The sequence below is a fragment of the Blautia sp. AF17-9LB genome (assembly GCF_003479185.1).
GTDB classification, from domain to species: domain Bacteria; phylum Bacillota; class Clostridia; order Lachnospirales; family Lachnospiraceae; genus Fusicatenibacter; species Fusicatenibacter saccharivorans.
This window is the reverse complement of the sequence record NZ_QUGU01000008.1, coordinates 119227-131897: the sequence shown is the minus strand read 5'-3', so window position 1 is coordinate 131897 and position 12671 is coordinate 119227. Positions and strand designations below refer to the sequence as shown.

The following is a 12671-nucleotide window of genomic DNA, read 5'->3' as shown; positions in this document are numbered from 1 at the left end:
TTTCTTTATTTCTTACAGCAGTAGTGTATCCCCTTATACTGCTCATACGGATGATCGAGATCCAGAAACGCCGCATCGTGGTGCCCTTTCTGCTGTTCTTTCGGCGGCAGTTTCATATAATTGCCGAACGCCATGCGCAGATATGTGTCATATCCGACCGGAATCGGCAGGCACTCATTCTCGAACGGAACCTCAATCGCCGATGCAAAAATCTTTTTCGGATATTTCCGGAGAATCGCCTGCGGTGCGCACATCTCGGTGATGCCGTCCACCCGTGGGCTGTCGATATCAAATTTTGTAATATAGTTCTCTGCCTGCTTCCAGATCCGGTACCGCATCTTCTGCGTCGGAGCCAGCGCCAGCAGAATCGTTCCCAGGTAATGCATAAACGCGCCGTGGCGTTCTTTGGTCGGAATAACCTGCGTGCAGAAGAGCTGGAAAATCTTTCCCTCGATCACCTGCCATTTCCGCGCAAGGTTTCCCGGTGCATAGCCCTCGATCGGGAGAATATCAAGCGCAACGCCGTGGCAGAGATCCATATCGACCTGCTCCTTTTTCACCTGCGTGGTGCGGCTGTCGCGGATGTTCGCAAACGTGTGCGCATTGCAGAAGCCCTCTTTCGGGTACTCGAGCTTGTAGATTTTACTCTCCTCCTGCGTATCCCAGATTTTCAGGAACTTCTCGTAATCTTTCCGCGGCATGAAAAAGTCGAGATCATCGTCCCACGGAATAAAGCCGCCGTGGCGGATTGCACCGATACAGCCGCCGCCGCAGAGATAACAGGTCAGATGATTTCTCTGGCACCAGTGGTAAAACATAACGGCCATTTCCAGATTTTTTTCCTGCAGCCGGCGCAGAATTTCGTCCTCGGTATTAAACATCTTTTTTCTCCTCTTCCTTCGCGTTCAGGCTGATCGTCTGTCCTTCCTCGAGCCCTTCTGTGCTCTCCTTTGTGAAGACAATCTTAAAGGTTGCAAGAATCAGCTTCAGATCCTCTAAAATCGAATAGCTCTCTATGTACATCAGATCCAGCTTCAACTTGTCGTATGCGGTCGTGTTGTACTTTCCGTAAATCTGGGCGTAGCCGGTAAGGCCTGCCTTTACTTTCAGACGGTAAGCAAACTCCGGAATCGATTCCTCATATTCCTTTGCAATCTCCGGCCGCTCCGGGCGCGGTCCGACGACGCTCATATCGCCCTTGAAAATGTTCAGAAGCTGCGGCAGCTCATCAATTCTCGTCGCGCGGATCACCTTTCCGACCGGCGTAATGCGGCTGTCGTTCTTCGTTGCCAGACGGGCTACGCCGTCTTTTTCGGCATCCACGATCATGCTTCGGAATTTGTAGACATAGAATTTTTTTCCGCCGATCGTGAGACGTTTCTGTTTAAAGAACACTGGGCCATGGTCATACAGCTTGATGCAGAGCGCTGCGATCAGCATAATCGGCGACGTGATCACAAGAAGAATCGTCGATACGAGCAGATCCAGCAGGCGCTTGCAGAATCTCTGATCAAACGAAAGACCACTGTTTCGCGCGAGCAGAAGCGGTGTATCGAAAATATGGAGCGCTTCCGCTTTCCGTACCATAATATCCGACAGCTTCGGCGTCAGATAGACACGGATTTCTTTCGCATAGCAATATTTCAGCAGACGGTTGCGCAGCTCCGAATGAAGATCGCCCAGGATCACGCCCTCCTGACCGTATGCGTCAATCTGGCGGCAGAGCTCTTTCTCTCCCACTTCCACGCTCACCTTATGTGCTACAATATACTTGTCCGGCCGCTGGTTCATCTTCAGCTCCAGGCTTTCCATCGGGTATTCACCGTAAATCAGAAGCACCTCTCTTGGCGGAAAGAGACGCGCAAACGTCTTCTCAAAAAGCCAGGATACAATGCCTGCCAGCGCAAAGTCCACGAGTGTCATGCCGACCATCGGCAGAATGTACGGCAGGTGGCGCCACAGCAGGATAATCTGCAGATACATCAGCGCATTGGCACAGAATGCCGTCATCATCTGGGAATAGATGATGCTGCTTCCCTTCATGTAGCCGATCTTCATGCCGCCGTAAATGTACATGAAAACCAGAAGAAAAATGCCGTAGATCACGACGATAATCTGATTTCCCTTATCCCAGAACGGCTCCAGCCACAGGTGGCTCGCATAGTATCTGTCCCAGAACACAGAAAAAACAGCGCATTCCAGAAGCACAATCGCCGCGACCGCCAGGACACGCATCAGATGTTTGTACTGTTCCCTGTTTTTATAGTTCATCAATCTCTTCCTCTCTTTTTGCCCTTACCGTAATACTTCCGCACACCGTTTACGGCATAGCACGCAAAACAGTACAGGGAGCGGAACGTTCCCATTCCCAGCTCGCGGTAAACACGGTAAGTCATTCCTGCAGAATGCAGTTTATTCCCCGATTTTCCTGTGCTGGACAGCCGGTATTTCAGCAAAGGCTCATCCACACCGCAGGCTGTCCCGTATTTTTTCAGGATCCGCAGCCAGTCCAGATAATCCTCGTGGCACTCGTCCTTTTCCATCGGGAATTCCAGCAGAACGCTTCTTTTGGCCAGTACCGACGAGCAGCCGATCACGTTGCCGCGCAGTAGCATTTTGTAGGTGATCCGCTCCGGGACAGAAAAAATCTTCTGCTTTTCCGGTTCCTGATCGTAAATCAGCTCCCGACCCGTACAGCAGAGCACATCACCGGTCTTTGCAAGGGCTTTTTCCTGCTTTTCCAGTTTTTCGGGATCCCAGTAATCATCCGCGTCCAGAAAGGCAATGTAATCGCCCTTTGCGAGCTGTACACCGCGGTTTCTGGATGCGGATGCTCCTTTGTTTGTCTCATTCCGGATATACCGTACCCGGTCATTTTCTCCGTAACGCCCCATCTTTTCCATCGTATCGTCCGTGGAATGGTCGTCGATCACCAGGATTTCCAGCGGGGTTTTTGTTGTCTGGCAAAGGACTGAGTCGATTGCCTGAAACAGTGTTTCTGCACCGTTGTACGAAGGGATTACTACTGAAATCATGTATTTTCCTCTCTTACTTTGTCTGCTGCATCTGTTTTTTAAATTTTCCAGCAGCAAACCTCCTACTTTTATAGCATATCTGCACGGGCTTGTCAATTTTACGCCGGGATCTGCTGGTTTTTCTTTCTTACATGTAATTCTATGTGAGCTTTAAAAACGCCAGTAAATAGAACAGAATTCCTCCGAACAGTGCTCCGTTTCCGCCGTTTTTCTGCCCCGTCTTTTTTCCGATGGCAGTTCCGGCATACATCGCCGCCATTCCGACCGCGAAGGAGGCAAAAAAGATCTGTCCTCCTGTCACCGGAAGATCCGCGGCAAAGACGCCGGAGACAATTCCATCCACCGACATCGAAACCGCCAGCAGGCCAAATTCCAGTGGGTGGAGCTGTTTTTCCAGATGTTCCAGTCTTGCTTCTGGTTTTCCCTGCTTTTTTCTTCTGCGTTTTCTCAGTTCTTCGAAAATTTTCAGCGTTCCCATAAGAAAAAAGCAGCCCGCACCCACTCTGGTTCCCCATTCCGGTCCTGCGGACTGCAGAAATCTTTTTCCAAACTGCGCGGAAGCAACCAGGGCAGCACTGCAAAACAGATTCAGCAGCGCCGTCATGCCGGGTGAAATTCTCGTATTGCTGCTTCCATATCCGATGCTTACTGCAAAGTTATCGGCTGAGAGCGCCGCAGCAAGCAGAAGCAATTCTACCATATGACACGCTCCGTCATTTCTCACTTTACAGTATTCGTCTGTTTTTCAAACCGTGCATCCCGGGAAGGCAGTTCTTTTTCTTATTCCACTGCTTTCCGGAATTCCCGGATTTTTTCTCCGAAGTGCGATACATTGGTGCAGAAAATGCTCGAAGTTCCCGCCACAAAAATGCTGGCTCCAAAGGAACGCAGCGTCGCGCCGTGCTCCTTCGTAATGTTTCCGTCCACTTCTAAAATGATGTCCTCCCGGTGCATCTCCTGCAGAAATTTCTGCAGCTTTTCCGCCTTGCGCAGCGTACTCGGCACAATTTTCTGTCCGGCAAAGCCCGGATTCACCATCAGAAGATTGACGCCGTCGATATAATCAAGCACTTCCTCGATCTGCCCGATCGGTGTCGCCGGGTTGATCGCGAGGAACCGCTTGCAGCCGTACGGCACGAGGTAATCGAGCGCGCGCTGCACCTGGAAAGTGCTCTCATAATGAATCGTCACGATGTCCTCTTTGTAAATGCCGATCCACGGCAGCTTGTACTCCGGGTCTTTAATCATCAGATGAAGATCGAGCGGAATACTCGTCAGTTCCCGCAGTCCGCGGATGTAGTCGACGCCAAGGCCGAAGTTCGGAACGAACTCGCCGTCCATCACATCAATATGGAGATATTCGACTTTTTCTTTTTCAAATACATCGATCGTCGCCTGCAGATCCACAAGGTTTGAGCACATCATGGATGCCGATATCTGACTTTTTCTCATATTTTTCTACTCCCATGAAACCATTACTTTGCAGTATGGCTCTTTATGATTTTTCATCAGTTCCAGTCCGTCCATCAGCTTTTCGGACGGGAAACAGTGCGTGATCAGCGCCTGTGCCGGGATTTTCTTCTTCGAAAGCGCATCGAGTGCCTCCGTCCAGTCGCAGGCTTCATCTTTTTCATAAGAAGAATTCCACGTTCCCATCAGGTTCAGCTGTTTGCGCAGGATGCGCCAGTACACGTTCTTTTCCATCGCAAGATCGCCCGATGGATTTCCCATCAGCACGATGCTTCCGCCCGGTCTTGCAAGAAGAACTGCACCGGAAACGGCCTGCGGCGTTCCGACCGCTTCTACTACAACATCCGCCTGAATCGCTTTACTCTCCTCTTCCGTCACATATGAGATGCCCGGGATCTGTTCTGCGATCGCACGTTTTGCTTCGCCCCGTCCAATCACAAAAACGGTTTCGGCGCCGAGCGCTTTCGCCCACGCTGCCGCTGCAAAACCGATCATGCCCGTTCCGATCACTGCTGCGGTATCGCCCGGCTTCACACCGCTTCGTTTCACCGCATGAAGCGCCACAGAGAGCGGCTCCAGCATTGCTGCCTCGCGGAAGCTGACGTTTTCCGGCAGCTCCATCAGGTTCCAGTCCGGCACGGCCACGTATTCCGCAAAGCCGCCGTCCCGGCGCGAGCCGAGGTAATCGTAGTGTTCGCACATCTCATATTTTTTCTGCCGGCACTGCGGGCAGGTGCGGCATGGGATCAGCGGGAAAATGCCGACCCGTTTTCCAACTCGCTCTTCCGGCACACCCTCGCCGTATGCGGCAACCACGCCTGAAAACTCGTGACCCGGAATCGTTGGAAAATGGTATGTTCCGTTTGTGAAAATCCGCGGAATATCGGAGCTGCAGATTCCTGATGCCTTTACCTGCACCAGAACCCAGCCGGATGGGATTTCCGGTTTTTCGATGTCTTCCCTTCTTAAATCATTGACTCCATGCAGCTCGTATGCTCTCATTTCGTTTCTCCTTCCACAATCGTACAGAAACGCTCCAGGTCGCTCCTTGTTGTAATCTTAAAGTTCCGCTCATCCCCTGGGATCATCGCCACATCCATTCCATGGCGGTAGGCAATTTCACTCGTTCCCCTTGTGAGGGACAGCTCCTCTTTCGATGCTTCCCGGTTGATCTTCGCGTACGGATGCAGCCGGAAGGCTTCCGGCGCCTGACCGGCAAACAGCGTGCTGCGCTCCAGCAGATGGTCAATTTTCGTTCCGTCGCTGCTCTGATAGATCGTGTCCTTCATCGGCAGCACCGGCATACAGCCCTCATGATCGGCAAGCGCCGCAAGGCAGTCGCCAATCAGCTGTTCGCTCACCAGAGGCCGCACGCCGTCGTGGATGATCACACCGTCGTTCTCCGATACGGAATCCTCCATGCAGACGGTAAGGCCATTATGAATGGATTCCTGCCGCGTATCCCCGGCATCCGCAAAGGCGAGAAATTTCGTAATCCCGTCTTCTTCCATCCATCCGCGGATCTTCTCTCTCCAGGCATCTGCCGCCACGATGACGATTTTCTCAACGGCACTGCTTTTCTGAAACTGCTCCAGCGTATACAGCAGAATCGGTTTCTTTTCCACTTCCAAATACTGCTTCGGAAAATCCCCCATCTGCATTCTCGTTCCGATTCCCCCCGATAATATGATTGCGTAATTCATCTTAAGCCTTTCCTTTGCTCTTTTTACTCTCTTTTTTTCGCTCTTCTTCCAGCTCTTTTAAAAAGTCTCCCAGTTCTCCAGAGGCGTTCTCCAGCAGGTACGACTTCGTTTTCTGTTCTTTCTCCAGATAGTTTTCCCGGATCTGGCCGTTTGTATGTTCAATCTCGGTGCGCAGATCCCGTGCGGAGAGACGATGCGCGCCCGCTCCCATAATGATGATCTGCTCGAGACCGTCCGAGGAAGCCACCGTTACGTTGCCGTTGTGGCCGATCCTGTGAACCGTTTTCTCGATGTACTGGTCAGCCGTCTCCGCCTCTTTCGTATAAACGACATGAATATTATGGTACATGCCGACCTCACCCTGGTTGCCTTTTACTTTGTAGGCATCAAAGACAAGAATCAGCGTCATTTTTTTATATCCCTGATAATTTGACAGGATGTCCATCAGCTTTCCTCTGGCGCTCTCAATATTATACCTCGCCAGCTCATTTAAATCATCCCATGCAAAAATAACGTTATAGCCGTCCACCAGCAGATATTCCTCCTGCGGCTCCTTCGGGCGGTTTGATTTTGCATATTTGGGATCCCCGATGCCGGATGACGAGGTGACCGGACGTGTCCGCCGCTCGAAACCGGCGCGCTTCCGCTCCACTTTGCCGTATGTCCTCGTAAAGATTTCTTCCAGCTCCTTTGCCTCCTGCAGGGAAGCTGCCATCGGCACGCGGTCGGATGCTTTTTTTGCTTTCTGCACAGAGGATACTCCGCCGCTCCGGTCTGCCGCAGATTCGGCTGAATCGCTTTCTTCTTCCGGATTTTCCAGCGTGTATTCCAGATGCATATGGTCTTCCACTTCATTCCATGGAACGACAAAGCCTGCCCCGTTGGCACAGAACACAGAACCCGTCGGATTTTCCACATCCGCCTCGGAATCGTAGCCGATGGAGGCAATCACTTCCTCCTCGTTGTGACACGGCTCATATCCTTTTAAGGTACAGAACACTCTTCCGCGTCCCCGGCTGTAAGCAGTTACTTCTTTCTGATAATCCCGCATCGTCACAACCGGTGCGGTTCCGGTAATCACTGTCATATCGCCTTCCATTTCCGGCGGTTCAAAGCTGCCGTACATCCGCTGGATATCGTTCAGCGCCCGTCCCGTCGATTCCGACGGAATTTCCAGACGGAACGCATAGACCGGCTCCAGCAGAACGGATTCTGCTTTTTTCAGCCCCTGCCGCACCGCACGGTACGTCGCCTGGCGGAAGTCGCCGCCCTCGGTGTGCTTAATGTGCGCACGGCCCTTGACCAGCGTGATTTTCATATCAGTAATCTCCGACCCGGTCAGCACGCCGGGATGCTTCCGCTCCAGCAGATGTGTGAGGATCAGACGCTGCCAGTTGCGGTCCAGGGTGTCCTCGCTGCAGACGGTTCCAATCTGCAGTCCGCTGCCCGGTTCTGCCGGCTCCAGTAGCAAATGAACTTCCGCATAATGGCGCAGCGGCTCGAAATGGCCGACACCCTCCACGGTACTGCGGATCGTCTCTTTGTATACAATATTTCCGGCTCCGAATTCCACCCATTCGCCGAAACGCTCGTGGATCAGACTCTTTAAGATCTCGATCTGCACCTCACCCATGACCTGCGCATGGATTTCCGCGAGGCGCTCATTCCAGACAATGTGGAGCTCCGGGATTTCTTCTTCTAACTGGCGCAGTTTTCCAAGCATCTGATGGACATCGCAGTCCGGCGGAAGCTCGATGCGGTACGTCAGCACCGGCTCCAGCACCGGTTTTTCCGCCTCGGTTTCGTTGCCGATGCCCTGACCGGAGAAAGTGCTGTTCAGTCCCGTTACGGCACAGATCGTCCCCGCCGGTGCTTCCTGTACCATCGTATAGCCCGCACCGGAATAAATACGGATCTGGTCTGCCTTTTCTTCGCCGAGCATCTGCTTCACCTTCAGCACGCCGCCCGTGATTTTCAGATGCGTCAGACGGTTTCCTGCCGTGTCCCTTGAAATCTTAAAAACGCGCGCGCCAAAATCCCCGCCGTACTCCGGCGTTTTTGTAAACCGGTCCAGAATTTTCAGAAATTCCGTCACGCCCTCCATCTTGAGTGCAGAGCCAAAGCAGCACGGAAAAACCTTCCGCTCTGCGATCATCGTGCGGATCTGGTCTTCTTCCACGCTTCCCGTTTCCAGATACTGCTCCAGCACGTCCTCATCACACATGGCGAGTTCTTCCAGCAATTCTGCGTTCTGGAGATCCTGCGAGAAATTCAGGCAGTGCTCTGAGAGACGGCTCTGCAGTTCTTCCAGCAGTTTTTCCGCATCCGTGCCTGGCTGATCCATCTTGTTGATAAAGAGAAAGACCGGGATCTCATACCGCGCGAGCAGCCGCCACAGGGTTTCCACATGCCCCTGCACGCCGTCCGCACCGCTGATCAGAAGAACCGCATAGTCCATGACCTGTAAAGTGCGCTCCATCTCCGCCGAGAAATCCACATGGCCCGGCGTGTCAAGGAGTGTGACCTCCGTCTCGTTCAGCTTCAGCACGGCCTGTTTGGAAAAGATCGTGATGCCCCTTGCTTTTTCCAGTTCCTCCGTGTCCAGAAAGGCGTCCTTGTGATCCACTCTTCCGGCTTTCCGGATCTGGCCTGTTTTATATAAAATTCCCTCTGCCAGCGTCGTCTTTCCCGCATCGACATGCGCTAAAATGCCTACCGCCAGTTTTTTGGTTTTTTCCATTTTGTTTCATCCTGTCTGTATGATTCATATTTTTCAGGCCCCCTCATCCCCTGCGGCCCGACTCACTGCTTATTGTACCACAAAACCTCTCATTGCGGAACCCCGGAGTGAAACGCAAAAAATCTCAAAGCGGATTTCTCTCCTGCTTTGAGATTTTTTATGCTATGTTCTGTTTTATCTCTCCCCCGCCATCGGCTGCCGATCTGCAATTTTCAGGAAAACAAATCCCAGTGCAAATAAAATCGCCAGGCATGCAACCGCCACGTTGATCGTTCCGCCTGCCAGTTTTACAGCTGCAATAACTGCAGAACCGAGGAACGATGGTTACTCTGTCTTCCAACGTCATATCCGTTTCTTTTAAAAGTTCATTTGCAAGAAGTGCACCGTACTCTGCCTGATGGGCAACCTGCATACAGTGTTTCTGCGAATGATCCGTATATCCCAGCTGTCCCAGGTTTTCGTTTCCTTTTTCAGATATGCGCTGCATCCATTCCAGACTCCAGCCTAACCGCTGTATTTTTGCTGTTCCTGCCATTTCTTTCAGAATATTTTTTACTACAATCACGATCGTAGCACATTTGTATTTTAACTGCTATCCTGTTCCTATAAGGTCTATATCAAATGATTGTTAAATTTTTTATATTTTTGATGCAGTCAGGCGGGGTTCTGTTACAGCAGAAAAGCACTGCAAATACAGATGGATGTATTTACAGTGCTTATTTTGAGATTATTTTTGTTTTTTAATTCTGTGCGTCTTCGTATTCTTTTACTTTTTCTTCATACTGCTCCTGGCTCTCGATCGTATGTTTTACAATATGACCGTGCTCTTTCTGCTTATGTGCCAGATCCCGGCCAGGACGCGGTGCATATTCGTCTTCCGGGATTTCGAGTGCATTGGCGGTGGCGTGAATGATACCGTTGCTGCTGTAGGTGGCACCGCTCAAGGCGTCGATGTTAAGGCTCTGTTCTTCTTTCATCTGCCCTATCACGTAAGGCGCTGCACGGAAAAAGTATTCCTCGGTGTCGCAGTAGGAAAGGATGGAGATGTCGGTCACTTTCTGGTTTTCTACCGTTACCTGCACTTCGACATCCCCGCGGAAGGCATCGGCGGTACCCGTGCAGATGCCGTCTTTCAGGTCGTGGAAACGGCCGGCGTCCAGGAATGCCTGTTTTTCTTCCGTTGTATCCGTCGATTCAGATGCTGTATTTTCCTGTACAGTATTCTCATCTCCGGCGGCTTCTTTTAACGCATTTTGAGTGGCCTCAATCAACCCTTTACTGCTGTAGGTGGCGCCGGAAACGGTATCTATCTCCTCGGCACTCTGTTTTTTCATGATTTCCGAAAAGATTCCTGACTTTGCTCTGTCCAGATATGTCTGATCATCCTCGGCGTTCTCTATCGTCAGTCCGGTTATCGTTCCCTGTTCCACTTTTACGGAAACGGTCACGGTTCCGCGGTAGCCTTCTCCACTTCCGGAATAAGTGCCGTCCTGGAATCTGCTGTCCAGATTTTGTTCTGCCGTATCAATGGCCGCATCACCTGCTGTCTTACCAACGGAACCGCTCTCGCTCCGGATCAGGAACTGTGACGCTGCAATCGTAAGGCAGGTCACCCCGACACCGATCCACACGCTGTATCGGTACTTCCAGTGTGCATTGTTCTTCAGACATCCGTTTATACATCCCCCGCATCCAATACACTCGCCGCCTGCCGTCTGCTCTTTTTCTGTCAGATCAATTCCCATGGTACATTTTGCAGTACAGAGACGGCAGTTTCCGCATTTGCTCCGCGGTTTTACAATTTTTAACAGAGTACATCTGGAAATCAGGCTGTAGATGGCTCCCATGGGACAGAGATACCGGCAGAAAAAGCGCTGGATTAAGACGGATCCGACGAAAATCACCAGAATCAGCGCACCGCCAATCGAAAACATCGGCTTCACACCCGGCCAGTGTCCGATGGAACTGTACTGTCCAAATACCTGCCACGGCCCTGCGATGTTCCATTTTATCATACCGCTCCATACGAAGACTGCCCAGAACAGGAGCACACCATATTTGATCCAGCCTGTTGGAACATTTCTTCCACTCTTCTTTGAATTTGAATGCAGGTTTTTCGCACCTGCTTTTCGAAACCGCTTTTTCAGCTTATTTCCTGCAAACCACAGAAAATCCTGCACAGCCCCGAAGCTGCAGAAATATCCGCAGAAAAACCGTCCCACAATAATCACCGCCGGAACCGTCGCCAGCACCATCCATACCGAATACCTGATCCGTTCCCACGAAACCGTCCCCTGATAAACTGCGGAAATAATCGTCCCAACCGCAGAAAACTGCGCCTCAAACAAGCCCGGGATCAGCAGGAAAGAAAGGATCTGAATCACTGCTTTCGGCCAGTTTCTTTTGTCTTGTTTTTTCAAATTTGTTCCTCTTTTCTTATGTTTAACGTTTCATCTCCATTACCGGACCATTCGATTTATGTTCCTGGATTAATTCACAAATCTCCGAAAGATTCATTGCCGGGAAATCTCCGGGGACGGTATCCTTCAGGGCACTTACTGCATTTCCGATGGATACTGCCTGTGACAGTAAAAAACCCTCATAAATCGTGTATTTTCTGCACATTTATGAGGGTTTTATATTTTTGCGTTATTTTTACAAATTCACAGTTGAATTATGCGTTCATCTGTTTAGCAACTTCCTCAGCAAAGTTCTCTTCTTTCTTCTCGATTCCTTCACCGGTCTCGAAACGAACGAAACCTTTTACTGCTACGGTTGCGTTGTTTGCTTTAGCAACCTGTGCTACGTACTGAGCTACGGACTGTTTTCCGTCTTCTGCTTTTACGTATACCTGGTCAAGCAGGCAGATCTCTTTGAGCTCTTTGTTGATACGGCCTTGGATCATTCCCTGGATAACTTTTTCCGGTTTCTGAGACTCTTTCGGGTCGTTCTGAATCTGAGCCATGAGGATTTCTTTCTCATGTGCGATGTAATCAGCGCTTACTTCGTCGCGGTTTGTGTACTGCGGACGAAGAGCTGCAATCTGCATTGCAACGTTTTTAGCCATCTCTTTGAGGTCATCGTTTACAACATCTGTCTCAACGTCAACCAGAACACCGATTTTACCGCCCATATGAGTATAAGAAGCAACGAAACCGTTCTCCTCTTTTACCTGCTGGAAACGACGGATGTTCATGTTCTCGCCGATGGTAGCGATCTGATGAGCCAGCTCTTCGCCAACGGTCTCGTTGGTATCGAATTTCCAAGGCTCTGCCAGGAATCCTTCTACGTCTGCTGCAGTTGTATCCATAGCCTGCTCTGCAACCTGTGCTACATAGCCACGGAATTTCTCGTTCTTTGCAACGAAGTCTGTCTCAGCGTTTACTTCTACAGCGACAGCTTTCTTTCCATCCTCGGATACGTTCAGCATAACGATACCCTCAGCTGCGATTCTGCCAGCTTTTTTCTGAGCAGTAGCAAGTCCTTTTTCTCTCAGGAACTCCATTGCTTTGTCCATATCACCTTCGGTAGCTGTAAGAGCTTTCTTGCAGTCCATCATACCAGCACCGCTTACTTCTCTTAACTCTTTTACCATTGCTGCTGTAATAGCCATTGTTTTATTCCTCCGTATACGTGATTCAGCAGACTGCATCTTCATGCCGGTCTGCTATTGTGAGATTCGCCGAAGGGAACCTGAATTTCAAGTTCCCCCCAGTTCATTAC

At 50.8% G+C, this 12671-nt stretch carries 10 protein-coding genes; all 10 read right to left on the bottom strand.

What is annotated here, in order from left to right; translation table 11 throughout:
- Positions 1-5: 5 nt before the first annotated feature.
- The 10 genes from DWX00_RS10415 to tsf all read right to left on the bottom strand — a co-directional run bounded on the left by DWX00_RS10415 (position 6) and on the right by tsf (position 12561).
- Positions 6-881 (bottom strand): LicD family protein, encoded by an 876-nt coding sequence (locus tag DWX00_RS10415; protein WP_118595173.1) that lies wholly within the window; start codon positions 879-881, stop codon positions 6-8.
- A complete protein-coding gene (locus tag DWX00_RS10410; RefSeq protein ID WP_118595172.1) occupies positions 874-2271 on the bottom strand; it encodes a sugar transferase in 1398 nt (465 codons plus the stop codon). The genes DWX00_RS10415 and DWX00_RS10410 overlap by 8 nt, the downstream gene beginning before the upstream one ends.
- Positions 2271-3035 (bottom strand): glycosyltransferase family 2 protein, encoded by a 765-nt coding sequence (locus DWX00_RS10405; RefSeq protein ID WP_117804423.1) that lies wholly within the window; start codon positions 3033-3035, stop codon positions 2271-2273. Before DWX00_RS10405 ends, DWX00_RS10410 begins: the two co-directional genes overlap by 1 nt.
- Positions 3036-3174: 139 nt before the next feature.
- Positions 3175-3735: a manganese efflux pump gene (locus DWX00_RS10400; protein ID WP_055219426.1), complete on the bottom strand. Its 561-nt coding sequence runs from the start codon at positions 3733-3735 to the stop codon at positions 3175-3177.
- Between the two features lie 80 nt (positions 3736-3815).
- A complete protein-coding gene (locus DWX00_RS10395; protein WP_118595171.1) occupies positions 3816-4487 on the bottom strand; it encodes a ribulose-phosphate 3-epimerase in 672 nt (223 codons plus the stop codon).
- 6 nt (positions 4488-4493) lie between these two features.
- Complete coding sequence (locus DWX00_RS10390; protein ID WP_118595170.1) at positions 4494-5507, bottom strand: galactitol-1-phosphate 5-dehydrogenase; 1014 nt, start codon at positions 5505-5507, stop codon at positions 4494-4496.
- Positions 5504-6208 carry an IspD/TarI family cytidylyltransferase gene (locus DWX00_RS10385; RefSeq protein ID WP_055219430.1) on the bottom strand — a complete coding sequence of 235 codons (705 nt, stop codon included), beginning with the start codon at positions 6206-6208 and terminating at the stop codon, positions 5504-5506. The genes DWX00_RS10390 and DWX00_RS10385 overlap by 4 nt, the downstream gene beginning before the upstream one ends.
- A 1-nt stretch (position 6209) precedes the next feature.
- The gene (locus DWX00_RS10380; RefSeq protein ID WP_118595169.1) at positions 6210-8948 is read right to left on the bottom strand and encodes a translation factor GTPase family protein; all 2739 of its coding nucleotides are present in this window, start codon (positions 8946-8948) and stop codon (positions 6210-6212) included.
- A 740-nt stretch (positions 8949-9688) separates the two neighbouring features.
- Complete coding sequence (locus DWX00_RS10365) at positions 9689-11368, bottom strand: FMN-binding protein (protein WP_118595168.1); 1680 nt, start codon at positions 11366-11368, stop codon at positions 9689-9691.
- Positions 11369-11622: 254 nt separating this feature from the next.
- Entirely contained in the window at positions 11623-12561 is a 939-nt protein-coding gene (gene tsf / locus DWX00_RS10355; RefSeq protein WP_022461153.1) for a translation elongation factor Ts, read from the bottom strand.
- Positions 12562-12671 lie beyond the last annotated feature (110 nt).